Consider the following 26,735-nt stretch of genomic DNA (forward strand, 5'->3'; position numbering starts at 1 on the left):
TCGAACGAAGTCTTCATCGAGACTAACCGTCAGTTACCTGAATATCAGCGTTTGATGTTGATCAGTTCAGCGAGCATTTCGTCGGCGGTGGTGATGATCTTGGACGAGGCGGAGTAGGCCCGCTGGGTGGTGATCAGACCGGTGAACTCCGCCGACAGGTCGACCGTCGAGGATTCCAGCTGCTGCGACGCCAGGGTGCCCGCACCGCCGGTTCCCGCCGCCTTCAGGTTGAAGGTGCCGGACTCCAGGCTGACGGAATATGCGTTGCCGCTGACTTCCTTGAGGCTGTCGGGGCTGGGGAAGGTGGCGACCGCGACCTGGGCGATGCGGCGCATGACGCCGTTGTCGAAGATGGCGGTGACGAAGCCGCCTTCATCAATGGTGATTTCGCTCAGATTGCCGAACGCCGTGCCGTTGGTGACGGTCGATTGCACCACCGAGGCGGTGTTCAGCTGGCTCAGACCGCCCGCCGAGGTGTTCAGGTCCAGCGTCACCGTCTGGGCGGCGATGCCCAGGCCGTCCGCCCATTTGACCTTGCCGTTGTCCAGCGGGTCAGCCGGGTCGATGGTGTTGCTCGGGTCGGATTCCAGGAAGGTCAGCGAAGCCTGGGTCGGGTCGTCGAACAGGCCCGTGCCCGCCGGCCAGCCCTGCATCGTCTCGATGTCCAGACGGCCCGAGGGGGTGAAGGCGATCAGGCCGGTCTTGATCTGGCCGTTCGAGTAGGGGGCGCCGGTCACGACGTCCTCAGCCGGAACGGCGACGATTTCGGCGTACCACTGGTTCGGCTCGGCGCTCTTCAGGAAGCGGATTTCCAGATTGCGCTGGCCGCCCTTGGAGTCCGAAACCGGGATGTTCATCTTGAAGTCGGGCTTCACGCCGACGGGGTTGTCGGCGTCGGCGTTGTACATGGCCATCGAGTTGACGGTCGGGTCGTACTTGGTCTCGGCGATGCCGTCCGTGCCCATGCCGATGTCGGCGAAGTTGATGGCGAAGGCGGTGCCGGCGACCGGCGGGGTGCCGCTGGTCGGGGTGATGGTCAGGGCCGTGGCCGTGGCGGTGGCCGAGCCGTTGGTCCCGCCCGACGGCACGAAGCCGGTCAGGGCGCCGGCGGCGTTGTAGGTCGCCGTACCGGTGATCGAGGTGATGCCGGTCTTGATCGTCACCTCATAGGTGCCCGTGCCCGTGCGCTTGTAGGCGACCGACATATTGTGGCCGACCGGCGGCACGGCGGCGTCCTGGACGTTGTTGTAGGTGTTCGGGGCGGCCGCCGACGACACGTCCTGGGTCGAGCGCAGGTTGGCGTTGATCTGGACGCGGGTGGTCGGTTCGGCGGTGCCGCCGACCGAGCCGATGTTGATCGAGCGCAGACGCGACAGGTCCGACGGGTCGGTGGCGATTTCACCGTTCGAGTCGACCGGCCAGCCCTGCAGGTACAGACCGGCGCTGTTCTTCAGATAGCCCATGTTGTCGACGCGGAAGGCGCCGGCGCGGGTGAACAGGCGGGTGTCGGTGGCGCCGACGTTTTCAGCCTGGGTCGTGGTGACGAAGAAGCCCTGACCGTTGATCGACAGGTCGGTGGCTTCGGTCGTGCGTTGCAGCTGACCTTCCTGACTGATGAACGAGCGGGCGTTGGCCATCACGCCACCGGCGGAATAGCTGCCGCCGGCGCGGGTCTGGCTGTTCACCAGCGTCTGGAACTCGGCGTTCGTCCGCTTGTAGCCGACGGTGTTCACGTTCGCGATGTTCTGGGAAATCGCGGCCAGGGCGGTGGAGTTGGCGGCGAGGCCGGACACGCCGGCCAGCATGGCGCTGTTCAGGCTCATGGATTACGCTCCTTGAAGGATAGGGTTCGGGAAGGCGGCGGAGCGCGTCATGCGGCCACCTCCTCGTCAGGGACGGGCGGATTCTCCGCATCGTCGTTGTCAGCTTGCTGTTCGCGGATCTCGTTGAGCGAGATCACGGTCGAAAGCGGAAGGATCGAGTCGCCGATCACCAGATACGGCGCGCCGTCGTACATCTCGACGCCAGTGACGCGGCCGCGGATCAGGGTCTGGCTGTCGACCTTGCCGCCGTTGGCGTTCGTGGCGGTGACCTTCAGCGTGTAGACGCCGCCGTTTTCGGCCGTGTCGCCGCCGGTCATCTTGCCGTCCCACGTGAAGTCGTGCACGCCGATGCCCTTCTCGGCGCCCTGGCCTTCCCAGACCACCTTGCCCGTGCCGTCCAGCACCTGCAGCTTCACGTCCGAGGCCGTGCCCCCCAGCTCGTAGGACCAGGTGGCCTTGCCGTCTTCCAGCGAGGTGGCGGACCAGGCGGCGGTCACCTGCTTGCCGATGTAGTTGGAGGCGTTGTCCAGTCCGCCCGCGGACTGGGCCGCCAGCAGACTGGTCAGCAGGTCGTTGGTAAGCAGTTGCTGCTCGACGCCGGCCATCTGGGTCAGCTGGGCGGTGAACTCGTTGGAGTCGACCGGTGACAGCGGGTCCTGATTGCGCAGCTGTGTGGTCAGCAGGGTCAGGAAGGTCTCGAAGTTCGAGGCCAGCGTCGCGCCGCCGCTGTTGATCCGGCCCGCGGCGTTCGAGGTGGTGACGGCATCAACCATCGATCAGACCTTCATATCCACGCCCGTGGGCGCGAGGGACAGCGACTGCCAGCGGGGAGGCTGGGCGACGATGTCGGCTTCGGTGTTCAGGCGCGAGGCGGCGGAGAAGGCGCGGGATTGGCTCCCGTCCTGGCCCTGTCGGCTGTCCTGTCCGCGATCAAAGGCGCTGGAGCCGCTGTCGCGCTGGGTGAACTCAAGGGCGTCATCCGACAGCTGGAAGCCCTGCTGCTCCAGCTGACGGCGCAGCTCGTCGACACGGCCCTTCAGGTCGGTCGCGGCGGCGGGGTTATCGAAGGCCAGACGGGCGGCCAGACGGCCTTCGGCGTCGATCTCCAGCTTCACGTCCACGCGGCCCAGCTCGTCCGGGGTCAGGGACATCTCGAAGCGGGTCGAGCGACCTTCCAGCTTTTTCAGGATCTGGGCGGCGATCTGGGCGGTGGCGTCGATCGCGGCGCGCGACAGGGTCGAACCCAGCGCCTCGCGGGTGGTGTGGGCGGTCTGGGCCGACGGCGGCGCTTCCGGGCTGGCCGCATCGACCGGCGCGTCGGAGACGGCGGCCTCGTCGGAGGCGTCGGCGCTCACGGCGGTCTCAATCGCGGATGCGGCGGGCGCAGCGACGGTGTTCACGGCGGGAGCCTGGGCCAGGGTGGTCGGGGCCTGCGGCGTCGTCGTCACCGGGGTCGAGGGGGCGCCGGTGTCCACGGCGGCGTTGGTCTCGAGCGTCCGCGACGCGCGATCCGCCAGGGCGCGCAGGTTCGGCGCCTCAACCGGGCGCGACGTATCGGCGGCCTTGCCTTCGGCTTCCGGGACCGACGGCAGGACGACGTCGGTCAGATCCGGCGTCTCAGCGGTCTCGAGCGTTTCAGCGGTTCCGATGGAGGCGGTGGCGTCATCCTCGAGCGGCGCGCCCGTGGGGACGGCGGCGGAGACCGGCGGCTGCACCAGCGGCCGGGCGGTTGTCTTGTCCAGGACCACCGGCGCCGGCGGCAGGGTCTCCGGCGTCGGAGCCACAGGATCGGCTTCCAATCCGCCTTCGGTCAGCGAGCGGGCGACCTCGATCATGGCGCTGTCGTCCCGGCGGCCGTAGGCCAGGCCGCCGACAGACCGCCGTTGCGGGGTGGCGAAGACGGCGTTCACGGTCTCGGGCGGTTGCGTCAGCGGTTGAGCCACTGCGCCCTTGAGGTTCGGCTCGACGGGTTCGGTCGGGCGGATCTCAGGCGTTTCGGGCACGTCGGCCTTCACGTCGGGCCGGACCTGCGGGCCGGTGTCGACGGTCGTGGAGGTCTTGCTCTTTTCGACAGGCAGGGGCGTGGTGGCGACCGGCGCGATGGGCTGAGCCGGGGTCTGGGCCTGCGCAGGTGTCGGTTGGGCTGCGGGGACGGTTTCGACGACCGTCTCAACCGTCGAGGTCGGAGCCGTGACGACGGGGGCGACCGGTTCCGACGGCGCAGCGGCGGCCGGGATCGCTTCCGGAGCGGCAGCGATCGGTGTCGGGGCGGAGGTCTCGCCAGTCACGGCCGGTTCCGCCGCCGAAACGACAGGCGCCGAGACAACCGGGGGCGTAATGACCGGCGCGATGACCGGGGTGTTCGGGGCGGCCGCGTCAGCGGTCGGCTGAACAGGCTCGGCGTCCACAGGCGCCGGCGCGATGTCGGTATCGGCGACTGTCGCGACGGCGGGGGTGGGGGCGGGCGTGGCGGCGGCATCGCCACTCTCGCCGTCGACCAGGGGCGCCGAAGCCTCGTCCGCAACAACCGACAGATCCGCGCCGCTCATCAGAAGGAGCGACCGCAGGGCGGGGCTCGGGGTGGTGAGCGCCAGGCCGGTCTGGATCAGCGACGCGGCGCCGCTCGAGAGCAGGCCCTTCCCGGCGTCGCCCGTCGCGCCGGCGCCCAGCATCGAAGCCAGCAGGCCCTCGAACGCCGACGCGTCAGCCGTCGCCGACCCTTGCGAGGTCGTCGGTGCGGAAGGCGCGATCAGTGACAGCAGTGCTGATGCGGTCGACATGGGGTCCGTGGCGGATTTCGCCGGGGCGGGTGACGGGGGCGCCTGCTGCGCCGGACATTCGAAAGCCGCGGCGCAAGTCGCGGGCCACTCGTGAAAACCGCCTCAAACCCCTGATTTTGCTGGGTTGAGGGGCTGTGCCTTCGCCGGTCAGGCTCTGCCCTGACGGTCCAAACTTGCCGCGTGCCGACGAATCTTGCCCGGCGCCGTTGACCGCCCGGCCATGTCCCGGCGTTTGGCCCGCCGTTTGCGCCCCTTGCCGGTCATGACACAGGCGCGAAACGCGATCTTGCGTGAAATCAAGGACTTGCCCGGCGGGCTTGAACGGCCTGCCGGGCAAAAAGCGCGTGGCGGCTGGCAGACCTTGCCGGGCGCCCGTTCGATGGAGGTCCGCGCATGTCGGTGACCAGCATCCTGAACAACGCCAATACCGGCCTGATCGCGGCGCAGACTCAATTGCGCGTCGTCTCGGACAACGTCGCGAACGTCAACACGCCCGGCTATGTCCGCAAGGTCGCCGATCAGGTGTCGCTGTCCAGCCAGGGTGTCGGCAGCGGCGTTGAAGTCACGCGCATCCGGCTGGCCACCGACCGCTTTCTTCAGGCCGCCAGCTTCAACGCCGGCGCCGAGGCGGCCCGTCAGGGCGTGAAGTACGAGCTGTATGATCGCATCCAGTCGCTGTTCGGCGATCCGGGCGGCACGACCGGTTTCTTCTCGCAGGTGGACGGCGTCTTCTCCGCCTTCGCCTCCAGCGCCGAGGACCCGACGTCCTCGCCCCGTCGTCAGGACGCCCTGTTCAAGACACAGGCGCTGTTCGACGAAGCCGCGCGGATCGCCACCCAGATTCAGGCTGTGCGCGAGGACGCCGACGGGCGCATCCAGAGCGCGGTTGAAAAGGCCAACGACCTGCTGGGCCAGATCGAGGCTCTGAACGTCGAGATTTCGCGGGCCAAGGTCGTCAACGCCGATGCCTCCGGAGCCGAGACGGCGCAGGCGGCTCTGGTCAGTCAGCTGGCCGAGCTGATGGACATCAAGGTCACGGCGCGCAGCATCGGCGGCATCTCGATCCGCACCGGCAACGGCGCCTCGCTGGCGGGGGAGGGCGCGGCGACGCTGTCCTACCAACGCGCGGGCACGGTGACCGGCCAGACCGCCTTCAACGACATCTGGATCAATGAGCCGGGCGGCTCGAAAATGTCGCTGCTCGACAGCGTAAACTCGGGCGAGATCAAGGGGCTGGTCGAGCTGCGCGATGTCGAGGCGCCCGCCGCCTCCGCCCGTCTGGCGGAACTGATCACCCATGTCGCCGACGAGCTGAACCGCGCCCACAACGCCAACGCCTCGGTGCCGGCGCCGAACCGGTTGGACGGTCGCAATGTCGGACAGTCGCTCGAGAGCGCCATAGCGGGCTTCACCGGCCAGACCACCATCGCGGTGACCAACAGCGCGGGCGTAATCCAGCAGCGGGTCGACATCGTCTTCAGCGGCGCGACGATGACGGTGAACGGCGTCGCCGCCGACCCGACCACCTTCCTGGCGACGCTGAACACCCAGCTGGGCGGGGCGGCCACGGCGCAGTTCGTGGATGGCAAGCTGTCGATCGTGGCAAGCAACAGCGCCAACGGCATCGCCATCGCCGATGACGCGACGACACCGTCGAACAAGGCGGGGCGCGGCTTCTCCCACTACTTCGGCCTGAACGACCTGATCTCGACGGATCGTCCGGCGCTGTATGACACCGGCCTGACCCTGGCCTCGCCGCACGGCTTCACCGCCGGCGAGACCATGACGTTCCGCTTCAGCAGCGAGACCGGCTCGCGGATCCGGGACATCGAGGTGGCGGTGCCGCCGGGCGGGACGGTGGGCGATCTGCTGAACGCCCTGAACAGTCCATCGACCGGGGTAGGAGCCTACGGCGCCTTCTCGCTGGCCGCGGACGGTTCGCTGAGCTTCAGCGCCTTCAACAGCTCCGCGCCGAAGATGACGGTGTTGAACGACAACACGGTCCAGATCCCGTCCGGCGTGTCCGCCAGCGAGATGTTCGGTATCGGCGCCGGGGTTCGCGCCTCGCGGGCGGACGGCTTCTCGCTGCGAACGGACATCCGTCAGAACCCGTCGAAGCTGGCGCTGGCCCAACTGAACCTTGCCGCCGCGGCAGGCACGCCGGCGCTCAGTTCCGGTGACGGTCGCGGCGCCCTGCTGCTGGCGGACGCCGGTGAGCGCAGCGCCAATTTTCAGGCTGCGGGCGGTTCGTCCGGCGGCTCCATTTCGGTCTCGCGCTACGCGTCCGAACTGGCCGGCGAGATCGGCGGCAAGGCGACGGCGGCGAAGAATACCAAGGAATCCTCCGCCGCGCTCTACAGCGAGGCGACCGCCCGCCGCAGCGCCTATGAGGGCGTCAATCTGGATGAGGAGCTGGTGCTGATGACCACCTACCAGCAGGCCTTCAACGCCTCGGCCCGCCTCATTCAGGCGGCCAGGGATATGTACGATACGCTTCTGGGGATGGTCTGATGAACCGCGTCGCGACCTTCGGTAACTACCAGTCGGCCCTGCTCGACCTCATGTCCGCCCAGACCCGGGCGGCGGAGGCGCAGGAACGGGTATCCACCCAGAAGAACGCCACCGACCTGACCGGCTTCGGCCGCCAGTCCGAGACCCTGACCGCCCTGAAGGGCGCGCAGAGCCGGCTGCAGGGCTTTCTGGATACGTCCGATGCGGTCACCGCGCGGCTGACCACCCAGGATCTGGCGCTGACCCAGATCAGCGACGGGGTCGAGGCCGCGCGCGCGACCATCGGCAACGCCTTGGCCTCGGACTCGGCGACCTCGCTGATGCTGGAGCTGGAAGGCCAGTTCCAGACCATCCGCGGCGGCCTGAATATGCGCCATCAGGGCGGCTATCTGTTCGCGGGCACGCAGGTGAACACCCAGCCGGTGGACGTCACCAACCTGACTGAACTGGCCGCGGCGCCCAGCGTCGCCTCCATCTTCAACAACGACAGCCTGAAGACGGCCAGCCGCGTCGCCGAGGGTACGACGCTGGAGACGGGCTTCCTCGCCAATGACGTCGGTACGGATGTGATGGAGGTCCTGCGGGACATCCAGAACTACAGCACGGGCCCCAACGGTCCCCTGACCGGCAAGCTGAACGAGACGCAGAAGGCCTTTCTGGCGGCCCAGCTGACCCGGCTGGAAACGGCGGGGCAGGGGGTGATCGACAAGGGCGCCACGACCGGCTCGCTGGCCAATCAGGTCGAGAACATCACCAAGGGGCACAAGGCCCAGATCGAGTCATTGTCGGAGCTGGTCTCGAACCGCACCGACGCGGACATGGCCAAGGCGGTGACGGACCTTCAGCTGTCCCAGATCGCCATCGAGGCCTCGGCGCAGGTGATCAACCAGCTCAGACAGGTCTCGCTGCTCAACTTCCTGAGTTAAATCCGGAAAATCAGCAACGGCCACGCTGGACAGGCATTCTCGCTATGGAACATAGTGAGAACAAATGGCGCAACTCGATCTCCGGCAAAAGCTCTCGGTCCTCGCTGACGCGGCCAAGTATGACGCCAGTTGCGCGTCGTCCGGGACGTCGAAGCGGGACTCGTCGGACAGCAAGGGGCTGGGCTCGACCGAAGGCATGGGCATCTGCCACGCCTACACACCGGACGGCCGATGCGTTTCCCTGCTGAAGATCCTGCTGACCAACTTCTGCATCTACGACTGCGCCTACTGCATCAATCGGGCGAGTTCGAATGTGCCTAGGGCGCGGTTCAATGTGCAGGAGGTCGTGGACCTGACGCTGAACTTCTATCGCCGGAACTACATCGAGGGCCTGTTCCTGTCGTCGGGGATCATCCGGTCCGGCGACTATACGATGGAGCAGCTGGTCCTGGTGGCGAAGACGCTGAGGGAGGTGCACGGCTTTCGCGGCTACATCCATCTGAAGCTGATCCCGGAGGCGGACCCGAAGCTGGTGGAGATGGCGGGGCTTTATGCTGATCGGCTGTCGGCCAATATCGAACTGCCGCGCGACGAGGCCTTGCAACGACTGGCCCCGCAGAAGGACGTCGGAGTCATCAAGAAGGCGATGGGGCAGGTGCGTCTGGGCGTCGAAGCCGCGAAGCCGGAGAAGCGCGACCGGATCAAGCCGCCGAAATTCGCGCCGGCGGGCCAGTCGACCCAGTTGATCGTCGGCGCGGACGGCGCTCCGGACACGGAGATCATCGACCGTTCGGCCTCGCTGTACGGCGGCTATGGCCTGCGCCGGGTCTATTATTCCGCCTTCAGCCCGATCCCTGACGCCTCGTCCAGCCTGCCGCTGCAAAAGCCGCCGTTGATGCGCGAGCATCGGCTGTATCAGGCGGACTGGCTGATGCGGTTTTACGGCTTCAGTCCGCCCGAGATCGGCGAGGCGACGGTCGGCGGCATGCTTGATCTGGCCATCGACCCCAAGCTGGCCTGGGCGCTGAACCGCCGGGAGCATTTCCCGGTCGATGTGAACACGGCCTCGCGCGAGATGCTGTTGCGCGTGCCCGGGTTGGGGGTGAAGTCGGTGGACCGGATGATTTCTGTTCGCCGCTATCGCACCCTGCGGCTGGAGGACATCGCCCGTCTGTGCCGGGGGATCGACAAGGTGCGGCCCTTCATCAGCGCGCTGGACTGGACGCCGGGCGGATTGACGGATGCGGCGGACCTTCGGGCCCGCATCTCGCCGGACCCGGCGCCGAAACAGCTGAGCCTGTTCTGATGCGCGTCGCGACGCTGGACAGCGAGACTGACTTCGATGGTTGGCGCAAGGCGGCGCGGGCGTTCCGGTCGGCGGGCGTGCGGCCGGGTGAGGCCGCGTTTCGGGTCGGGCGTGACGACGGCGGGCTGTTTGACGAGCTGGAGCCGCAGGATGGAGGGCAGGGCGCGCAGTTTCCGGTCCCTCGCGCCTTCGTCGAACTGGCGCAGGCGGTGATCCTGCATCGGTCCGAGGACCGGTTCGATCTGCTCTATCGCCTCCTGTGGCGGCTGGAGCGGGAGCCGGACCTGATCAGGGTGGTCTCTGACCGCGACGTCGCCGACGCCTTTGAAAGAGCGAAGAACGTCAGCCGGGCCAGCCACAAGATGAAGGCCTTTGTCCGCTTCCGGTTGGCGGAAGAGGAGGGGGATGAGCACTGGATCAGCTGGTTCGAGCCCGCGCATCGGGTGCTGGAGCGGACGGCGCCTTTCTTCGCCCGCCGGTTCACCACGATGCGCTGGTCAATCCTGACACCCGACGGGCAGGCGCACTGGGATACGCGGCACATGACCTTCGGTCCGCCCGCCACGCGCGACATGGCGCCCGCCGAGGATGAAATCGAGGACTTCTGGAAGACCTATTACGCCTCGACCTTCAATCCTGCCCGGCTCAAGACGAAGACCATGCAGGGCGAGATGCCCAAGCGATACTGGGCCAACCTGCCCGAGGCGGCGCTGATCCCGGACCTGATCGCATCCGCGGCGGCGCGGGAGGCGGCGATGGTGGCCGCGCCTGCACCCGAACCCAACCCGCGTCTGGCCAAGACCTTGTCGCGCCTGAACCGGGATCGGGCGTTCGAGGAAGGTTTTACGCCGTCCAGTCTGGAGGAGCTGGGGCAGGCGGTGCAGGCCTGCCGTCGTTGCCCGTTGTGGCGCGATGCGACGCAGGGCGTGTGCGGGCAGGGGGCGAGGCCGGCGCGGCTGATGATCGTCGGCGAGCAGCCCGGCGATCAGGAGGATCTGGCGGGCAAACCCTTCGTCGGCCCGGCTGGGCAGGTCCTGGACGCGGCGCTGGCCGAGGCGGGGATCGACCGCGACGACGCCTTCGTCACCAACGCCGTTCGCCACTTCAAGCATACGCCGCGCGGCAAGCGGCGCATTCACCAGACCCCGACGACCAGCGAGATCACCGCCTGCCGCTGGTGGCTGGACGCGGAGCGGTCGCTGGTGAAGCCGAAGGTGATCCTGATGCTGGGCGGGACGGCCGCGCAGGGCGTGATGGGCCGCAAGCCGGAGGTGATGAAGGCGCGGGGGCGGGCGATCCCGCTGCCCGACGCGACGGCCTTGCTGACTGTTCATCCTTCGTATCTGCTGCGTCTTCCGGATCGCGAGGCGGCGGCGGTGGCGCGAGAGCGCTTCGTCGCGGACCTGAAGATGGTCCAACGACTGCTTTGAAGCGTAAACGTTTGAAACCGTGGCTGAACGAATACGGCTGCGTTGCGTTGTGATATGTAGAGCAGCTTTGCCGTGGACGGCGATAGGCATCCGGGACGGGGCGTTTTAGGTAGGGGCATGGCTGCAGCGGACTTCCAGATTGATGACGGCGGGCCGGGCCTGACCCTGCGTCTGACCGGCGACTGGACCGCGACCGAGCTGGGTCGTGTGTCGCGCCGCCTTGATGATCAACTGCATGGACGTGACATCGCCGCGGTCGACCTGTCTGGACTGGGGCGGTTCGACACCGCGGGCGCGTTGGCGATCATTCAGGCCGGACACGTCAAACTGCCCGATGGAGCCTGGACCGCGCGGCCCGAAGCCGGTCGCACCTATGCGATGATCGAGAAGCTGGAGCGCGAAAGCGCCGGGCCGCCGAAGCAGTCGGCAGGCTGGATCCGCGGCTTCGCCAAGGTCGGGCGCGGGGTTCATGACGTCGGCGCCGAGACCACCCTGTCGATGGCCTTCCTCGGACGACTGGTCGTGGCGACCGGTTCGACCGTCAAGCATTGGAACCAGATCCGCTGGCCGGCCTGGTTCAGTCAGGGCGAGCGCGCTGGCCTGGACGCCATTCCGATCGTGGCCGTCACCAACTTCTTCATCGGCGCGGTCATCGCCTTCCTGGGGGCCAATCTGCTGACCCAGTTCGGGGCCGGGGTGTTCACCGTGCAACTGGTCGCGGTGGCGACCCTGCGCGAACTGGCGGTGCTGATCACGGCCATCCTGCTGGCTGGCCGTTCGGCCTCGTCGTTCGCCGCCGAGATCGGCTCGATGCGAATGAACCAGGAAGTCGACGCCATGCAGGTGATGGGGGTCAACCCGTTCCAGGCGCTGGTCATTCCGCGTCTGGCGGCCATGCTGGCGATGATGCCGATCCTGACCTTCATCGGCATCATTTCGGGCCTGTTCGGCGGCCTGCTGGTGACGTGGAGTCAGCTCAGCTACGGCCCCACCTTCTTCATCCAGCGCATCAGCGAAGACCCGATGATGGGCAACCATCTGATGGTCGGGATGATCAAGGCGCCGGTGTTCGCCATCGTCATCGCCGCCATCGGCTGCCGCCAGGGCATGGCGGTGGCCGGCGACGTCGAGAGCCTGGGGCGTCGCGTCACGGCGGCGGTGGTGCAGGCCATCTTCGCCATCATCTCGCTGGACGCCGTCTTCGCGCTCATCTTCCTGGAGCTGAACATATGACGGCTCCGCATATCCCGACCTTCCCCAAGGCGCCCGAGAAGCTGATCGAGGTGCGCGGCCTGCTGAGCCAGTTCGGCGAGCGTGTGATCCATGAGGACCTGAACCTCGATGTCGAGCGGGGCGAGGTGCTGGGGGTCGTGGGCGGTTCGGGCACCGGCAAGACGGTGCTGCTGAACACCATCATCGGCCTCAAGGAGCCCGAGGGCGGGACCATCAGCCTTCTGGGCCACGACCGTTCGGCCATGACCAAGGCGCAGGAGGCGGACGTCGAACGCCGGACCGGCATCCTGTTCCAGCAGGGCGCCCTGTTCTCGTCCCTGAGCGTGATCGACAATGTCGCTTCGCCGCTGGTGGAGCACACCCGGCTGCCACGCGACGTGATCCGCGAACTGGCGGAGATGAAGATCGCCATGGTCGGGCTGAAGCCGGAGTCGCACCACCTGAAGCCGGCGGAACTTTCGGGCGGCATGCGCAAGCGGGTCGGGCTGGCCCGGGCCCTGGCGCTGGACCCGGAGCTGCTGTTCCTCGACGAGCCGACGGCGGGGCTGGACCCCATCGGCGCAGCGGCCTTTGACGATCTGATCCGACAGCTGTCCGACGATCTGGGCCTGACGGTTTTCATGATCACCCACGACCTCGACAGCCTCTACGCCATCACCGACAAGGTGGCGGTGCTGGCGGACAAGCATGTGGTGGCCAAGGCCTCCGTGCAGGAGCTTGAGACATCCGACCATCCCTGGATCAGGGAATACTTCCTCGGACCGCGCGGTCGCGCCGTCCACAAGGCGGCTTGAGGAGAGCCGGACAATGGAAAGAGACGCCCACTACGCCGCCGTCGGCATCGCCACCGTCGCCCTACTGGCGGCGCTGGCCGTGTTCACGATCTGGCTGGCCCGCCTCCAGTTCAACAACGAGTACGACATCTATGACATCGTCTTCTACGGGCCTGTGCGCGGGCTGTCGGAAGGCGGGGAGGTGCATTTCAACGGCATCCGCGTCGGCGAGGTCACGGACCTGAACCTGGACCCGAACAAGGGCGACCAGGTCATCGCGCGCATCCGCGTGGACGCCAACACGCCGGTGCGGGTGACCAGTCGCGCCCAGCTGGAGCCGCAGGGCATCACGGGTCTGAACTATATCCAGATCACGGCGGGCGATCCGAACAGCGCCATCCTCAAGGATCAGTATCCGGACAACGTCTATCCGGTGATCCAGAGCCAGCCGTCGCCGATCGCGGAACTGCTGTCCGGCTCCGGCACGGTGCTGGCCCAGACGGTGGATGCGTTGAACCGGATCAACCGGGTGCTGTCCGACGACAACGTCCGCAGCTTCTCGACCAGCCTGAAGAACATCGAGTCCCTGACCAGCGAGCTGGAAGCCCGCAAGAGCATGTTCGAACAGCTGGAGCAGGCCCTGACCCGCGCCAACTCGGCCGTCGCGGAGTACGAGCGGCTGGCCACCAGCACCCGACTGCTGGTCGAGGGTGACGGCGCGCGCGCGGTCGCCAACGTCAACAGCGCGGCGGAGGAAGCCAAGGCGGCGGCGGCGTCGATCAACCGGTCCGCGACCAACCTCGAACAGCCGCTGGGCGAGTTCGCCGCGACAGGCCTGCCGCAACTGCAGCAGACCATCAACGAGCTGGACGACGCCATTCGCTCGCTGCAGTCCCTGATCGACGATGTGCGCTCGAGCCCGCGCGACTTCATCGCCCGTCCCGAAAGCCGTGAAATGGAGGTCCAGCCGTGACGCGTATTCTGAAGGTCGCCGCCGCGGTCGCCGCCGTGGCCCTGCTGGGCGGATGCTCGCTGCTGTCGACGCCCGAGCCGGTCCAGCTGTACCGCTTCGGCAACCTGCCCATGGGGCAGAATGAGCGATCGGTGGCCGGGGTGCAGGTCGTCATGCGCCGCGCCGAGTTCGCCCAGGCGGTGCGCGGGGATCGCATCCTCGGCGTCACCGGGACGGAGGCGGCCTATATCAAGGGCGCGCGCTGGGTCAGTTCGGCGGACGTCCTGTTCAGTGATGCGCTGGAGAGCGCCTTCGCCGCCCAGGCCGAACGGGTGCGTCTGGTCGGGCCGCGTGAGCTGACCCGCTCGGGACAGGCGCTGGACATCGATGTGCGGACCTTCGAGGCGCGCTACGCCTCGCCGGGCGCGGCGCCGGTGGCGACCATCATCACCCGCGTCAGGCTGCTGAACGCCGAGGACCGGTCGGTGACGGCCGAGCAGGTCTTCCTGGTCGAGAAGCCCGCCGCCGAGAACCGCGTCGGCGCCATCATCAGCGCCTTCGACGAGGCCAGCCGCGATCTGAACACCCAGATCGTGGAGTGGACGGACCGGAACGCCCGGAACGTCCCGGCGGGCTAACGGACGATCAGCCAGGTCAGCGACCCCAGCGGGGCGCTGGTGCGGATCGGCAGGATCGTCACCTAAAGCCCGTTCCGGACGCCCGCCAGTCGGGCCTCGATGTCGGCGCGGCGGTCGCGGGCGGCGGTGATGCCTTTCAGGGCGCGGTCGATGCGGGCGAGGAGGTCGTCGCGCAGGCGCAGCAGGCGCTCGCGGTCCGGGCGGACCTTTCTGGGCTTGCGCCCTGAAAGACCCAGCGCCTCCTTCCAGTCGTCGCGCCAGGCGACGGCGCCCTCGGCGCAGGGCTTGAGCAGGTCGGCGAAGCGGACGTCGGTGTTCTGGGTGTTGCGGATCAGGGGCAGGGCGGCGACGGCGGCGTCGCGGCAGGCGTCGAGCGTGGCCTTGCGCGCCGCCAGCGGGTGGGGCGGCTCGTCCTGCGCGGGCAAATGGCCGGTCAGACGACGGGCGGCGGCGGCGAGGTGCGCGTCGAGCTCGACCACGGCGTCGCGCGCCTCGGCCCAGATGGTGTCCAGCGCGGTCGAGCGGCGGCCGACGCCCTCGATCCAGCCCGCCAGTTCGCGCCCTACCTCGTCCACCGTGGCGGCGGCGCGGGTGTAGGCGGCGCGGAAGGTCTTGAGGCGGCGGCCCCGGCTGTCGAACAGGCCCGCCAGACCCCGGCGGGGCTCCAGAGCCTCCGGCCGCAGGCCCTCCAGCACGGAGCGGGCGTGGGTCAGCTGGGCGTGGGCCTCGGTCAGGTCGCCGGTGCGGGCGGCGGCCAGGGCGCGCTCGATCTTCTCGACCGCAGAGGCGCGAGCGGGCTCGGCGAAGGCGTGGGCCTGATCGTCCTGCCAGGCGTCATGGACCGCCTCAACCTGTGCGGCGTCCGGCGCAGGCGCATTGCCCTGTCGGCGATAAGACCCGTCAGCCATCTCGATACTCCCACCCCGCGGGTTCTTTGATTGCGCTACGCCGCAAAGGCTGATTGAGCGCGGGCGACCCGCCGGGTGAAAGGTTAACTACGCCTTCAGGCTGTCGGCAACGGTGTAGGTGGCCTCGGTCTTCGCGGCGACCTCGTCGAGGGTGACGCCGTCGGCCAGTTCGATCAGTTCCAGACCGGCGCCGTTCGGCTTGACGTCGAAGACGCACAGGTCGGTGATGATGCGGCTGACCACGCCCGTGCCGGTCAGGGGAAGGGTGCAGGATTTCAGCACCTTGGACTGGCCGTGCTTGTTGGCGTGATCCATGACCACGACCACGCGCTTGACCCCGGCGACGAGGTCCATGGCGCCGCCCATGCCCTTCACCAGCTTGCCCGGGATCATCCAGTTGGCGATGTCGCCGTTCTCGGCCACTTCCATGGCGCCCAGGATGGACAGGTTGATGTGGCCGCCGCGGATCATGGCGAAGCTGTCCGAGGAGCTGAAATAGCTGCTCTCGGGGATGGCGGTGATGGTCTGCTTGCCCGCATTGATCAGGTCCGGATCGACCTCGTCCTCATAAGGGAAGGGACCCATGCCGAGCATGCCGTTCTCGGACTGGAGGGTGACCTCCATGCCGTGCGGGATGTAGTTGGCGACCAGCGTCGGGATGCCGATGCCCAGGTTCACGTAAAAGCCGTCCTGAAGTTCGCGGGCGGCGCGGGCGGCGAGTTGTTCGCGAGTGCGGGCCATTGGGTTATCCGGGTTGTGGGGAATGGGGGTGTCGGGTGTCGGGTGTCGGGCGTCGGGGTGTCAGTCGTCTTTTGCTCGAAGCGAGCGGATAAGGGCGCCGAGGCCGCGACCCAGTTGGTCGCAACGTGTCAGGATCGGCTCGATGTCTGTCTTTGGGCCGCAATCCACTTCGGCGGCGATGATGGGATGTGTCTCCAGCTCTTTCAGCGAACCCTGAGCGATCATCAGGTGTCTGACGTAGTCCCTGCGGCTCCCCCGACCGTATCCTTCGGCGATATTCGCGGGAACAGACACTGCGGACCGCCTGATTTGCGATGTCAGACCGAACAGTTCGTCCTTTGGGAAGCGTTGGGTGATCAGGTAGCAGGCCTTCACAAGGGCGATCCCATCTCGCCAGACGCCCAGCTCGCGGTAGGATGAGAGTGGCTTATTCATTTCATACACCCCACACCCCACACCCCACACCCGACACCCTACCCCCTGCTAGACGGCTTCGCGCTGTCGCACTGTCCTCTGTTCGATGCGCTTCTCGGACTCGGTGAGGACGATGCGGTCGACGTAGATGCCCGGGGTGTGGATGTGGTCGGGGTCCAGCGAGCCGGTGGGGACGATATGCTCGACCTCCACAACCGTCACCTTGCCCGCCGTGGCCATCATCGGATTGAAGTTGCGGGCCGTCTTGCGGAACTGGAGATTGCCGCGGCCATCGGCCTTCCACGCCTTGACGATGGCGAGGTCGGCGACGAGGCCGGTCTCCATGACGTAGTCGCGGCCGTTGAAGTTGCGCACTTCCTTGCCCTCGGCGACGAGGGTGCCGACGCCGGTGGCGGTGAAGAAGGCGGGGATGCCCGCGCCGCCCGCGCGTATGCGCTCGGCCAGGGTGCCCTGCGGGTTGAACTCCAGCTGGAGCTCGCCGGCCAGGTACTGGCGCTCGAACTCCTTGTTCTCGCCGACGTAGGACGAGATCATCCTGGCGATCTGCCTGGTCTCCAGCAGTTGGCCGAGACCGAAGCCGTCGACGCCGGCGTTGTTGGAGATGACGGTGATCCCCTTCACGCCCGAGTCGCGCAGGCCCGCGATCAGCTTCTCGGGAATGCCGCACAGGCCGAAACCGCCGGACATGACGGTCATGCCGTCAAAGGTCAGGCCGTCCAGCGCGGACGCTACGTCGGGAAAGATCTTCCGCATCGCTTCCTCATATTTTCATCGCCTGATGAATATCGGCGACCTTGGTTCGTCCCTAACGCGAGGGGGCGGGCGGGGCAAGTGTGGCCGATCAGCCTTTTCGGTGATCAGCGGAGCGGGGGCCGAAAACCGGGACGGGTGAGACGGTGGAGACGATGCAAATACACCGTCTATGCCGTCTATCCCGTCTATGTCGTCTATGGGGCTGATCGGGCGGAAATCCAGTGGTGGCGGGGGTTTGAGGGAATTGGGGGTTGGAGGAGGGCGGAATATTATCCGGGTGATCGTCTATCAGTTGAGCCGGGGCGTCCGAGCTTAATCTAGCAGGCCGATGCGTCAGAATTGGTCGTGTCGCCGTTGGTCGCGGAAGCGAAGGGCGTGGCGCATCCGATGAGCGGTCTTGTGCGTATGCAGGGCATGAACATCGCCAATGTCGCCATTCGCCATCTGCAGGACGCGCCGTTCCCGGATTTCGTCACACGGCCCGCCATCGACAGTCTGGTCAATGAGGCGCGCAGACGTCTGGACCGGGAGGGGCCGCACGATCAGGCCGCCTTCGCCCGACAGATGGCCGAGCGGGCCATCGCCGAGCACACGGACGCGGCCAACGACCAGCACTATGAACTGCCGCCCGAGTTTTTCCGGATCTGTCTGGGCAAGCGGCTGAAGTATTCCTGCTGCCTTTATCCCAATCCTACGACGACGCTGGATCAGGCGGAGGAGGTGGCGCTGGCCACCACCTGTCTGAACGCCGGTCTGGCGGATGGGCAGTCGGTGCTGGAGCTGGGTTGCGGCTGGGGTTCGCTGAGCCTGTGGATGGCCGAGCGCTATCCGGACAGCCGGATCACGGCGGTGTCGAACAGCCACGGCCAGCGCGGTCATATAGAGGCCGAGGCGAAGGCGCGGGGGCTGACCAATCTGACGGTCATCACCTGTGACATGAACGACTTCCAGACGGACGCGGTGTTCGACCGGATCGTCTCGGTCGAGATGTTCGAGCACATGGCCAATTGGCGGGCGCTGCTGACCCGGGCGAAGGGCTGGCTGAAGGCGGACGGCCGGATGTTCGTGCACATCTTCACCCACCGGGACGCGCCCTACCGGTTCGACCACACCGACAGCGGCGATTTCATCGCCCAGCATTTCTTCACCGGCGGGGTGATGCCCAGCCGGGGGCTGATGCGGGAGTTCCCGGACCTGTTCGAGGTGGAGCAGCAGTGGACCTGGAACGGGGTGAACTACAAACGCACCGCCGATGACTGGCTGAAGAACATGGACGCGCAGTCCGACCGGGTGATGGAGCTGATGCGCGAGACCTATGGCGCGGACGCCGAACTGTGGCGGCGGCGCTGGCGGCGGTTCTACATGGCGACGGCGGGCCTGTTCGGGAACGACGGCGGCAAGACCTGGGACGTGACCCACTACCGGCTGAAGCCGGCCTGAGGAGAGAGCGATGCTGAAGTATCTGTTCGCCTATCTGGGCGCGGGGCTGACCTTCGCGGCGATAGACGCGGTGTGGCTGACGACGATGACGGAGCGGCTGTACAAGCCGGTGCTGGGGCCGATCCTCGCCGACAAGCCGAACATGGTCGCGGCGGTGGCCTTCTATCTGATCTCCATCGGCGCGACGGTGTTTCTGGCCATCGCCCCGGCGCTGAAGGAGGGGAACTGGACAAGGGCGCTGATCAACGGCGCCGCGCTGGGGTTCGTCTGCTACGCCACCTACGACCTGACCAACCAGGCGACGCTGGCCAACTGGTCGATGAAGCTGACGCTGATCGATCTGGCCTGGGGGACCGTGCTGACCGGGACCTGCGCCACCGTCGGCTATTTCGTGGCGTCGTGGGCGCAGGCGAAGTGGGGCTGAGGTTCAGCGGCGCGACGATCTAGACGCTCAAGGTCCGGGGCTGTCCAAGGGGTGGCTGATACGCTCATCCAACAATGCAACGAGGCGAAGTCGCGTGGTCGGATCGCCCCTGCTTCTGGCGATGGCGATCGTTGAGGTCGCGATCCTGCGGAGCTCCGGCAGATCATAGTGGTACCCACGTTCAAGCAATTCGATCGCTCGATCATAGTGGGTGGCCCGGACCGCCTTCATCGCCGTCGTCTGGCGACTTTGGGTGGGCAGGTTTACGTCCACGCCCGAACGCAGCAGCAAGTCCCAGTGGTCCCAGCCGCGTCCGTTGATGCCATGCAACAACGCCACGTCCAGCAGAGACGACCACGTCGCATCGTACGAGGTATTGGGGTTCGCTCCATGTTCCAGGAAGGCAGACAGGAACTCAACGTTCTCCAATCGTGTAGCGAAAATCACTGTCGGGATTCCGTTGATCACCATGTCCGGGTCCGCTCCGGCGTCTAGAAGTGCACGGACGCCTTCGATGGATCGACAGCGCAAAGCCCAAAGGAGCGGGGTAATCCCGGCCTCGCCCTCACCGTCCACGGCGGCTCCGTCGGCAAGACTACGGCGAATCGCATCGCTCTCGCCTGCACAGGCTGCATTGCCCAGAGCGATCATCGCCGGTGAGCGAAAAGGGGGCGGGCCCGCGCCGTTAACGGTCTCCACAGCGGCTTGTGCTCGACCGTCTCCACCCACGCCGATGAGGCCCGCGACGAGCAGGGTGAGAAGTGTCGTTTTCATCCTGTGGCGGGTCCTGTCAGTGATCATCCCAACAAGCTTTGGCGTGTCGTGCGCCATTTATCCAGCCGCCACGTACCAACCGGAGCTCCTCAAAGGCGCGGACTTTCGTGACAGGGGTTAACCTTTTTCTTCGCTTCACACGGGCGTGCGGTGGCGGGAGACCGCCGATAGGGTAAAAGGCGTCTGGTAGGCGTTCCGGGGGACGAAGCGTTGAAGTTCGGCATCAATGCATTGACGGGTGTGTTTCTGGTCGGCGTGGTCGCGGGGCTGGCGCTGACGCCTGACGGGCGCGAATGGATGCGCCGTCCGACCCTCCTGCTGGGCGGACAGGCCTCGGCCGAGGCGCCGCCGTCCGCCGAAGGGGAGGCCGCGCCGGTCGTGGCTGCCGCTGTTTCCGCCCCCGTCGCCGCTGTGACGCCGCTGAGCGAGCGTCTGGCCAAGGGGCAGCTGCGCATCGGCGTGTTCGGGGACTCGATGGCCGACGGCCTGTACGCGGGCCTGTACCGCGACCTGCACGGCCAGCCGAACGTCAGTGTGACCAAGTTCTCGCAGGTCTCCACCGGCCTGAGCCGCTACGACTATGTGGACATCCAAGCCAGGACGCGCGGCCAGCTGGACGAGCAGCCGGTGGACGTGGCCGTGGTGCTGTTCGGGACCAATGACGCGCAGGGGATCGAGCTGGACGGCACGGTCCACGCCTTCGGCACCGAGGGCTGGAAGGCCGCCTATGCGAAGCGGGTGGATGATCTGGTCGCGCTGCTGCGTAGCCGCGACGTGGCGGTGTACTGGGTCGGCCTGCCGCGCATGAAGCGTGAGAGCTTTGACGGGCGGATGGCCCTGATCAATGAGGTGGTGTCGGCGCGGATGCGGGCGCTGGGCGTGCCCTATATCGAAACAACGGCCCTGACCTCGAACGCCGACGGCGGGTACGAAGCCTATCTGCCGAACGACGCGGGACGGCGGACGCTGATGCGGGCCAACGACGGCATCCATATGTCGATGGCCGGGTATCTGCGGATGAGCGCGCCGGTGGCCGAGCGGCTGAAACGCGATGCGGGCTTGACCGCGCCAGCGAACTGACCATGAAAGCGGCGCAGGGCGCGCTGATCGCGGTGCTGATGGCGGTTGCGGCTCCGGTCGTGGCGCAGACGCCGTATGTGGCGCAGACGACGCCTGAGCCCGGTGTGGGGGTCTGTCCGGGCGGGCTGTGCCGGCCGGACGCGCTGGATGGCGTGTTCGAGGCGCTGGCGGCGACGGAGGCGGGCACGCGGGACCGGCCTGTCCACATCCTGCAGATCGGTGACAGTCACACGGCGGGCGACCGGATCACGGGCAAGCTGCGGGTCGACCTGCAACGGCGGTTCGGACGGGCGGGGCGGGGCGTGCTGCCGCCGGGCGTCCCGTATGAGGGCTATGCGCCCTATCAGGTGACGGTGGGCCAGCGCGGCTGGGTGATGGAGAACGCGCCGTTGCAGCCTCCGGCCGGGACGCCGACGCCGCGCACCGGTCTGGCGGGGACGCGGGCGACGGGCACGCGGGACGCGGTGATGGGCTTCGATCTGGAGCCGGGCGTCGAGGCGACGGTGCTGGGCGTCTGCGGGCGCGGAGCGGCCAACGGATCGGTGCTGTCGGTCGAGGCGGGCGGCGTGGGCCGCGAACTGGACCTTGGCCGGGGCGGTGACGCGGTCTGTCGCGAGATGATCCTGCCCGCGCCGACGCGGTCGGTGCGGCTGGTGGCGGGCGGCGACGGGGCGGTGATCGACTCGGTGCGTCTGACCGGCGCGGCGCGGGGCGTGACGGTGTCCAATCTGGGACGGGTCGGGGCCAGCCTGCGCGATCTGGCGGCGCGGGACGAGGCGACCGTGGCGGCGGAACTGGGCGCCTGGCGGCCAGACCTGATCGTGCTGGCTTACGGCGTCAATGATGGATTCGACGACGGGCTGGACGGCGCGGCGTATGAGGCGCTGCTGCGCGGGCAGATCGCGCGGATGCGGCGGCTGGCGCCGGGGGCGGCGCTGATGCTGCTGGGCGCGCCGGACGGGCTGCGCGGCGGCGTGACGGGCGGTTGCAGCGCCGACGGGATGCGGGCGCCGCCGCCGAAGCTGGCGGTGGTCCGGGATGTGCAACGCCGGGTCGCCGCCGATCTGGGCGTTGCGTTCTGGGACTGGCACGGACGGATGGGGGGAGACTGTTCGGCGGATCGTCTGGCGCTGGGGGCCGAGCCCCTGATGCGCGGCGACCGGGTGCATTTCACGAGCGCGGGGGCCGACTGGATCGGCGGCATCCTGTCGGGCGACCTGATGGCCGCCTATGACCGCTGGAAGGCAGGACAGTCCCTTGGGCAGGGGGGCGTGGAGTAGTGCTGTTTCCCACGCTCGCCTTCGGCGTCTTCTTCCTGTTCGTCTATTTCACCACCTGGTCTCTGGATCGCGAGAACGGGCGGCGCAAGCTGTTCCTGCTGCTGGCCAGCTGGTTCTTCTACGCCCAGTGGGACTGGCGGTTCGTCGGCCTGCTGATCCTGTCGGCGGTCCTGAACTGGGCCATAGCGGCGCTGATCGCGCGCAAGATGGAGCGGGACGGCGTCGAGGCGAAACGCGGCTGGCTGGTCGGGCTGGGCGTGGCGGTGAACCTGCTGATCCTCGGCTTCTTCAAATACTACGGCTTCTTCGTGGAGCAGGCGGGCGATCTGCTGGCGCAGTTCGGCTGGGAGCGGGACCTGCCGCTGCTGGAGATCGTGCTGCCGGTGGGGATCTCGTTCTTCACCTTCCAGGGCATCAGCTATGTCGTGGACGTGCATCGCGGGAAGACGCCGCCGGCGAAGAGCCTGCTGGATGTCATGCTGCTGATGAGCTTCTTCCCGCATCTGGTGGCCGGACCCATCGTGCGGGCGTCGGACCTGCTGCCCCAGTTCGAGCGGTCGCCGCGGCTGACGCGGGAGATGGCGACGCATGGCCTGCTGCTGATCTGCTGGGGTCTGTTCAAGAAGACGGTGATCGCGTCCGAGCTGTCGGTGAATCTGGTCGATCCGGTCTTCTTCGATCCGTCGGCGCATTCGGGGATCGACATCGCGGCGGCGGTCTATGGCTATGCGGTGCAGATCTACTGCGACTTCTCGGCCTATTCGGACATGGCGATCGGGATCGCGGCCCTGCTGGGCTATTCGTTCCCGCGCAATTTCGACCAGCCGTACCGGGCCAGTTCGATGCAGGACTTCTGGCGGCGGTGGCACATCAGCCTGTCCAGCTGGCTGCGCGACTATCTGTATGTGCCGCTGGGCGGGGGTCGCAAGGGGCTGATCCGGTCATGCCTGAACGTCTTCATCACCATGCTGCTGGGCGGCCTGTGGCACGGGGCGGCGTGGACTTTCCTGGCGTGGGGCGCGCTGCACGGCGGGGTGCAGGTGGTCGAGCGTCTGGGCCGTTCGGTGTTCGGGGACCGCAAGATGATGCCGACGGCGGTCGGGGTTCTGATCACCTTCCACATCGTCTGTCTGGGCTGGATCCTGTTCCGGGCCGAGACCTTCGATCTGGCGATGGGGATGCTGGCCGGGCTGGGCCGGATCGGGCCGGTGACGATGCTGACGCCGCTGTTGCTGGTGCTGATCATGGGCGGGCTGGCGATGCACTGGCTGCCGCCGCGCGCGGTCGAGGGCGTGGCCGAGCGGCTGAAGGCGGCGCCGTCGATCACGCTGGGCGTGCTGGTCGGGATCGCCATCCTGCTGGTCGAGGCCGTGCGGCCCGAGGGCGTGGCGCCCTTCATCTATTTCCAGTTCTGAGGCGTTGGGAACGAGCATGACCGACGAGAAGGATCAGAACGGGCAGGGCGGAGTTCCGCTGGAGCCCTTCCCGACGCATCGACCGGAGTCGCCGTTCCCGCCGCTGTATGAAAGCCTGCCGGTTCCGCAGGACCCGCCGAGCGACTGGATACAGTCGGCCGACGCCCACGACCTGCCGACCGCGCCGGAGCCGCTGGTCGAGCGGGCCAATCCGCTGGTCGCGCTGGGGCGGTTCGCCTTCCCGCCGGGACCGCCCATTGATGATGAGGGGCTGGCCGCGCGGGACCTGCGCTGGACGACCCAGACGCTGGTGATCGCCGGGCTGTTCCTGCTGGTCTTCAACGCCGTCTCGCCGCTGAACTGGTCGCACCAGCAGGCGCCGGGCTGGGTGTCGGAGACGGTGGAGCGCGTGTCGGAAGCCTGGGTCGGGCAGCTGGCGCAGGTGGGGACCGACATGCCGAGGCAGGGGCTGCGCGAGGCGTGGTTCGGGGCCAAGGACGCGCGCTTCCCGGGGCAGCAGCCCGCACCGCCGCGTACTGATACACCATAACAGCGGCTTGACCGGACTCGGAGACGACCTCTAGCGTGCCGCCGCCCGTGAGTGAGCGGGCGCTCAAGGGGCTGTTTCATGCGTCATCGTCTGCTCGCCCGGGCTCTGCCCGCCTTTGTCCTGCTGGCCGCCGTCGCCGGTCCCGCCATGGCGCAGGAGGCCCTGACCTATCAGCAGCCCCCGTCGCCCATCGCTGACATTCTGGACACCAAGCCGACCCCGAGCTCGAGCCTGAGCCCGAACCGGACGACGCTGGCGCTGTTCGACCGGTCGAACCTGCCGCCCATCGCCGAGCTGGCCGAGCCGATGCTTCGGCTGGGCGGTTATCGCATCAATCCGCGCAACAATGGTCAGGCCAACAGCCGGGTCAGCTGGCTGACCGGGCTGAGCTTCCAGCCGGTCGCGGGCGGCGAGGCGCGGGCGGTGCAACTGCCGGCCAATGCGCGCTTCCTGTCGCCCAGCTGGTCGCCGGACGGATCGAAGGTGGCCCTGCTGATGGACGCCCCGACGGGGCTGGAGCTGTGGGTGGTGGACGTCGCCACGGCGCGGGCGAGCAAGCTGACGGAGGCGCGGGTCAACGCGGCCACCGGAAGCGCCTTTGACTGGACGCCGGACAGCGCCGGTCTGGTGGTGCGCCTGACTCCGCAGGGCCGGGGCGCGGCGCCGGACGTCAGCCGTCCGCCCGCCGGTCCGATCGTGGCCGAGAGCATGGGCCGGGTGGCCCCGGCGCGGACCTATCAGGACCTGCTGAGCGACGCGGGCGACGAGGCCCTGTTCGACCACTACTTCACCTCGCAGCTGACCTATGTGCCGATCAACGGCCGGGGCGCGCGCGATCTCGGCGCGCCTGCGGTCTATCTGGGCGCCAGTGTCTCGCCGGACGGGCGCCATGTGCTGACCACGACGGTCAAGCGGCCCTACAGCTATGTGGTGCCCGCCGGTCTGTTCCCGTCCGAGACGCGGGTGATCGACCTGCAGGGGCGCGCGGTCCATCAGGTCGCTGACCTGCCGCTGCGGGATAATGTGCCGACGCCGTTCGACGCCGTGGCGCCCGGCCCGCGCTCGATCCAGTGGCGCGCCGATGCGCCCGCCACCCTGGTCTGGACCGAGGCGCAGGACGGCGGCGATCCGCGCACGCCGTCGGAAGTGCGCGACCGCGTCTTCATGCTGGCCGCGCCGTTCAACGCGCAGCCGACGACCCTGATCGACCTGAACGAGCGCTACGGCGGGATCACCTGGGGCGATGCGGACACCGCGCTGGTGACCAGCCGCTGGTTCAACACCCGTCACGAGACCCGCTACGTCATCGACCCGTCGAACCCGGGAACGGGCCGGGTGCTGCTGGAGCGGAACTATCAGGACCAGTACAACAATCCGGGTTCGCCCCTGACCGAGCCGAACGCGCAGGGCTTCAATGTGGCGCGCTTCGCCGCCGACGGTCGCCTGCTGATGACCGGACCGGGCGCGACGCGGGAAGGGGAGTATCCCTTCCTCGCCGCCATGGACCTGAACACCGGCCAGTCGGAGCGTCTGTGGACCTCGGCCACCGGCGAATACGAGAGCATCGTCGGGGTGCTGGATGACGGCGCGCGCCGTCTGGTGACTCGGCGCGAGACGAAGAACGATCCGGCCAACCTGTTCGTGCGCGATCTGAACGCCGCGACGACCACGCCGCTGACGCACTTCACCGATCCGGCGCCGCAGCTGGCGGGCGTGTCGCGTCAGCTGATCACCTACACCCGCGCCGACGGGGTGCAGCTGTCCGGCACGCTGTATCTGCCCGCAGGGTACGACAAGGACCGCGACGGTCCGCTGCCGCTGGTGATGTGGGCCTATCCGGCCGAGTTCACCGACGCCGCCGTGGCCGGGCAGGTGGTGGACACCGCCAACCGCTTCGTGCGGCCGGGCGGATCGAGCCATCTGTTCCTGCTGACGCAGGGCTATGCGGTGCTGGACGACCCGTCGATGCCGATCATCGGCAAGGACGGCGCCGAGCCGAACGACACCTACATCGAGCAACTGACGGCCAGCGCCGAGGCGGCGGTCAATGCGGTGGTCGAGCTGGGCGTGGCGGACCGCGACCGGATCGCCGTCGGCGGGCACAGCTACGGCGCCTTCATGACCGCCAACCTGCTGGCCCACACCGACCTGTTCCGCACCGGCATCGCGCGGTCGGGCGCCTATAACCGGACCCTGACGCCGTTCGGTTTCCAGGCGGAGCAGCGGACCTATTGGGAGGCGCCGGAGACGTACAACGAGATGTCGCCCTTCGCCTTCGCCAACCGGGTCAATGAGCCGATCCTGCTGATCCACGGCGAGGCGGACGACAACTCGGGCACCTTCCCGGTGCAGTCGGAACGCTTCTATGCGGCGCTGAAGGGCAATGGGGCGCAGGTGCGTTACGTGGTCCTGCCGCTGGAAGCCCACGGCTATCGCGCGCGGGAGTCGGTCGGGCACACGCTGTGGGAAACGGTGCGCTGGCTGGACCAGTATGTGAAGAACGCACCGCCGCGGGCGGCGGAGTAAGGCCCGGCGGGATCATCGGGGCGGACGCCCGAAAGGG

At 67.7% G+C, this 26,735-nt stretch carries 23 protein-coding genes; 15 read left to right on the forward strand and 8 right to left on the reverse strand.

Features of this window, described 5'->3' with window-relative positions; genetic code table 11:
- Positions 1-44: 44 nt before the first annotated feature.
- Genes flgE through FKQ52_RS16610 form a run of 3 tightly spaced genes read right to left on the reverse strand, consistent with a single transcriptional unit; the run spans position 45 to position 4,603 of the window.
- Positions 45-1,823 (reverse strand): flagellar hook protein FlgE, encoded by a 1,779-nt coding sequence (gene flgE / locus FKQ52_RS04935; protein ID WP_168196794.1) that lies wholly within the window; start codon positions 1,821-1,823, stop codon positions 45-47.
- A 47-nt stretch (positions 1,824-1,870) separates the two neighbouring features.
- On the reverse strand, positions 1,871-2,596 hold the full coding sequence (locus FKQ52_RS04940) for a flagellar hook assembly protein FlgD (RefSeq protein ID WP_141626154.1): 726 nt from the start codon (positions 2,594-2,596) through the stop codon (positions 1,871-1,873).
- A gap of 3 nt (positions 2,597-2,599) precedes the next feature.
- Complete coding sequence (locus FKQ52_RS16610; protein ID WP_240811744.1) at positions 2,600-4,603, reverse strand: flagellar hook-length control protein FliK; 2,004 nt, start codon at positions 4,601-4,603, stop codon at positions 2,600-2,602.
- Between the two features lie 393 nt (positions 4,604-4,996).
- On the opposite strand from FKQ52_RS16610, the gene flgK reads away from it, so the two are divergent.
- From flgK to FKQ52_RS04985, 8 genes are all read left to right on the forward strand, one after another.
- Complete coding sequence (gene flgK, locus FKQ52_RS04950) at positions 4,997-7,114, forward strand: flagellar hook-associated protein FlgK (RefSeq protein ID WP_141626155.1); 2,118 nt, start codon at positions 4,997-4,999, stop codon at positions 7,112-7,114.
- Positions 7,114-8,040: a flagellin gene (locus tag FKQ52_RS04955; protein WP_141626156.1), complete on the forward strand. Its 927-nt coding sequence runs from the start codon at positions 7,114-7,116 to the stop codon at positions 8,038-8,040. Before flgK ends, FKQ52_RS04955 begins: the two co-directional genes overlap by 1 nt.
- Before the next feature lie 64 nt (positions 8,041-8,104).
- Positions 8,105-9,346, forward strand: a complete 1,242-nt coding sequence (locus tag FKQ52_RS04960) for a putative DNA modification/repair radical SAM protein (protein ID WP_141626157.1) — start codon at positions 8,105-8,107, stop codon at positions 9,344-9,346.
- Complete coding sequence (locus FKQ52_RS04965; protein WP_141626158.1) at positions 9,346-10,776, forward strand: UdgX family uracil-DNA binding protein; 1,431 nt, start codon at positions 9,346-9,348, stop codon at positions 10,774-10,776. The genes FKQ52_RS04960 and FKQ52_RS04965 overlap by 1 nt, the downstream gene beginning before the upstream one ends.
- Before the next feature lie 117 nt (positions 10,777-10,893).
- Positions 10,894-12,009, forward strand: coding sequence for an MlaE family lipid ABC transporter permease subunit (locus FKQ52_RS04970; protein ID WP_141626159.1), 1,116 nt, complete (start codon positions 10,894-10,896; stop codon positions 12,007-12,009).
- On the forward strand, positions 12,006-12,803 hold the full coding sequence (locus FKQ52_RS04975; protein WP_141626160.1) for an ABC transporter ATP-binding protein: 798 nt from the start codon (positions 12,006-12,008) through the stop codon (positions 12,801-12,803). The genes FKQ52_RS04970 and FKQ52_RS04975 overlap by 4 nt, the downstream gene beginning before the upstream one ends.
- A 13-nt stretch (positions 12,804-12,816) precedes the next feature.
- The gene (locus tag FKQ52_RS04980) at positions 12,817-13,755 is read left to right on the forward strand and encodes an MlaD family protein (protein ID WP_141626161.1); all 939 of its coding nucleotides are present in this window, start codon (positions 12,817-12,819) and stop codon (positions 13,753-13,755) included.
- On the forward strand, positions 13,752-14,372 hold the full coding sequence (locus FKQ52_RS04985; RefSeq protein WP_240811745.1) for an ABC-type transport auxiliary lipoprotein family protein: 621 nt from the start codon (positions 13,752-13,754) through the stop codon (positions 14,370-14,372). The genes FKQ52_RS04980 and FKQ52_RS04985 overlap by 4 nt, the downstream gene beginning before the upstream one ends.
- A 62-nt stretch (positions 14,373-14,434) precedes the next feature.
- Here the strand turns inward: FKQ52_RS04985 and FKQ52_RS16385 are convergent, their stop codons facing one another.
- The 4 genes from FKQ52_RS16385 to FKQ52_RS05010 all read right to left on the reverse strand — a co-directional run bounded on the left by FKQ52_RS16385 (position 14,435) and on the right by FKQ52_RS05010 (position 17,209).
- A complete protein-coding gene (locus tag FKQ52_RS16385; protein WP_168196795.1) occupies positions 14,435-15,280 on the reverse strand; it encodes a toxic anion resistance protein in 846 nt (281 codons plus the stop codon).
- An 87-nt stretch (positions 15,281-15,367) separates the two neighbouring features.
- Positions 15,368-16,021 carry a 3-oxoacid CoA-transferase subunit B gene (locus FKQ52_RS05000; protein ID WP_141626162.1) on the reverse strand — a complete coding sequence of 218 codons (654 nt, stop codon included), beginning with the start codon at positions 16,019-16,021 and terminating at the stop codon, positions 15,368-15,370.
- Positions 16,022-16,081: 60 nt separating this feature from the next.
- Positions 16,082-16,456 carry a four helix bundle protein gene (locus FKQ52_RS05005; RefSeq protein ID WP_141626163.1) on the reverse strand — a complete coding sequence of 125 codons (375 nt, stop codon included), beginning with the start codon at positions 16,454-16,456 and terminating at the stop codon, positions 16,082-16,084.
- A 48-nt stretch (positions 16,457-16,504) separates the two neighbouring features.
- A complete protein-coding gene (locus FKQ52_RS05010) occupies positions 16,505-17,209 on the reverse strand; it encodes a CoA transferase subunit A (RefSeq protein WP_141626164.1) in 705 nt (234 codons plus the stop codon).
- A gap of 414 nt (positions 17,210-17,623) precedes the next feature.
- Here FKQ52_RS05010 and FKQ52_RS05015 point away from each other — a divergent pair, with 414 nt between their 5' ends.
- On the forward strand, positions 17,624-18,649 hold the full coding sequence (locus tag FKQ52_RS05015; protein WP_141628239.1) for a cyclopropane-fatty-acyl-phospholipid synthase family protein: 1,026 nt from the start codon (positions 17,624-17,626) through the stop codon (positions 18,647-18,649).
- A 10-nt stretch (positions 18,650-18,659) separates the two neighbouring features.
- The gene (locus tag FKQ52_RS05020) at positions 18,660-19,073 is read left to right on the forward strand and encodes a DUF2177 family protein (protein ID WP_141626165.1); all 414 of its coding nucleotides are present in this window, start codon (positions 18,660-18,662) and stop codon (positions 19,071-19,073) included.
- A 27-nt stretch (positions 19,074-19,100) separates the two neighbouring features.
- On the opposite strand, the gene FKQ52_RS05025 is transcribed toward FKQ52_RS05020, so the two are convergent.
- Positions 19,101-19,847, reverse strand: coding sequence for an ankyrin repeat domain-containing protein (locus FKQ52_RS05025; RefSeq protein ID WP_168196796.1), 747 nt, complete (start codon positions 19,845-19,847; stop codon positions 19,101-19,103).
- Positions 19,848-20,057: 210 nt separating this feature from the next.
- Between FKQ52_RS05025 and FKQ52_RS05030 the strand changes: the two genes are divergently transcribed.
- The 5 genes from FKQ52_RS05030 (at position 20,058) to FKQ52_RS05050 (ending at position 26,698) form a co-directional block, all read left to right on the forward strand.
- The gene (locus FKQ52_RS05030; protein WP_141626167.1) at positions 20,058-20,927 is read left to right on the forward strand and encodes a DUF459 domain-containing protein; all 870 of its coding nucleotides are present in this window, start codon (positions 20,058-20,060) and stop codon (positions 20,925-20,927) included.
- Between the two features lie 2 nt (positions 20,928-20,929).
- Positions 20,930-22,207, forward strand: coding sequence for a GDSL-type esterase/lipase family protein (locus FKQ52_RS05035; protein WP_141626168.1), 1,278 nt, complete (start codon positions 20,930-20,932; stop codon positions 22,205-22,207).
- Positions 22,207-23,622: an MBOAT family protein gene (locus FKQ52_RS05040; RefSeq protein WP_141626169.1), complete on the forward strand. Its 1,416-nt coding sequence runs from the start codon at positions 22,207-22,209 to the stop codon at positions 23,620-23,622. The genes FKQ52_RS05035 and FKQ52_RS05040 overlap by 1 nt, the downstream gene beginning before the upstream one ends.
- 16 nt (positions 23,623-23,638) lie before the next feature.
- Positions 23,639-24,172, forward strand: coding sequence for a hypothetical protein (locus FKQ52_RS05045; RefSeq protein ID WP_141626170.1), 534 nt, complete (start codon positions 23,639-23,641; stop codon positions 24,170-24,172).
- Between the two features lie 78 nt (positions 24,173-24,250).
- On the forward strand, positions 24,251-26,698 hold the full coding sequence (locus tag FKQ52_RS05050; RefSeq protein ID WP_141626171.1) for a prolyl oligopeptidase family serine peptidase: 2,448 nt from the start codon (positions 24,251-24,253) through the stop codon (positions 26,696-26,698).
- Positions 26,699-26,735 lie beyond the last annotated feature (37 nt).

This window comes from Brevundimonas sp. M20 (genome assembly GCF_006547065.1).
Lineage (GTDB): Bacteria > Pseudomonadota > Alphaproteobacteria > Caulobacterales > Caulobacteraceae > Brevundimonas.

Excerpts from the sequence above, each read along its gene's own strand:
- flgE (WP_168196794.1), bottom strand. The coding sequence starts at position 1,823 with ATGAGCCTGAACAGCGCCATGCTGGCCGGCGTGTCCGGCCTCGCCGCC.
- FKQ52_RS04940 (WP_141626154.1), bottom strand. The coding sequence starts at position 2,596 with ATGGTTGATGCCGTCACCACCTCGAACGCCGCGGGCCGGATCAACAGC.
- FKQ52_RS16610 (WP_240811744.1), bottom strand. The coding sequence starts at position 4,603 with ATGTCGACCGCATCAGCACTGCTGTCACTGATCGCGCCTTCCGCACCG.
- flgK (WP_141626155.1), top strand. The coding sequence starts at position 4,997 with ATGTCGGTGACCAGCATCCTGAACAACGCCAATACCGGCCTGATCGCG.
- FKQ52_RS04955 (WP_141626156.1), top strand. The coding sequence starts at position 7,114 with ATGAACCGCGTCGCGACCTTCGGTAACTACCAGTCGGCCCTGCTCGAC.
- FKQ52_RS04960 (WP_141626157.1), top strand. The coding sequence starts at position 8,105 with ATGGCGCAACTCGATCTCCGGCAAAAGCTCTCGGTCCTCGCTGACGCG.
- FKQ52_RS04965 (WP_141626158.1), top strand. The coding sequence starts at position 9,346 with ATGCGCGTCGCGACGCTGGACAGCGAGACTGACTTCGATGGTTGGCGC.
- FKQ52_RS04970 (WP_141626159.1), top strand. The coding sequence starts at position 10,894 with ATGGCTGCAGCGGACTTCCAGATTGATGACGGCGGGCCGGGCCTGACC.
- FKQ52_RS04975 (WP_141626160.1), top strand. The coding sequence starts at position 12,006 with ATGACGGCTCCGCATATCCCGACCTTCCCCAAGGCGCCCGAGAAGCTG.
- FKQ52_RS04980 (WP_141626161.1), top strand. The coding sequence starts at position 12,817 with ATGGAAAGAGACGCCCACTACGCCGCCGTCGGCATCGCCACCGTCGCC.
- FKQ52_RS16385 (WP_168196795.1), bottom strand. The coding sequence starts at position 15,280 with ATGGCTGACGGGTCTTATCGCCGACAGGGCAATGCGCCTGCGCCGGAC.
- FKQ52_RS05000 (WP_141626162.1), bottom strand. The coding sequence starts at position 16,021 with ATGGCCCGCACTCGCGAACAACTCGCCGCCCGCGCCGCCCGCGAACTT.
- FKQ52_RS05005 (WP_141626163.1), bottom strand. The coding sequence starts at position 16,456 with ATGAATAAGCCACTCTCATCCTACCGCGAGCTGGGCGTCTGGCGAGAT.
- FKQ52_RS05010 (WP_141626164.1), bottom strand. The coding sequence starts at position 17,209 with ATGCGGAAGATCTTTCCCGACGTAGCGTCCGCGCTGGACGGCCTGACC.
- FKQ52_RS05015 (WP_141628239.1), top strand. The coding sequence starts at position 17,624 with ATGAACATCGCCAATGTCGCCATTCGCCATCTGCAGGACGCGCCGTTC.
- FKQ52_RS05020 (WP_141626165.1), top strand. The coding sequence starts at position 18,660 with ATGCTGAAGTATCTGTTCGCCTATCTGGGCGCGGGGCTGACCTTCGCG.
- FKQ52_RS05025 (WP_168196796.1), bottom strand. The coding sequence starts at position 19,847 with ATGAAAACGACACTTCTCACCCTGCTCGTCGCGGGCCTCATCGGCGTG.
- FKQ52_RS05035 (WP_141626168.1), top strand. The coding sequence starts at position 20,930 with ATGAAAGCGGCGCAGGGCGCGCTGATCGCGGTGCTGATGGCGGTTGCG.
- FKQ52_RS05045 (WP_141626170.1), top strand. The coding sequence starts at position 23,639 with ATGACCGACGAGAAGGATCAGAACGGGCAGGGCGGAGTTCCGCTGGAG.
- FKQ52_RS05050 (WP_141626171.1), top strand. The coding sequence starts at position 24,251 with ATGCGTCATCGTCTGCTCGCCCGGGCTCTGCCCGCCTTTGTCCTGCTG.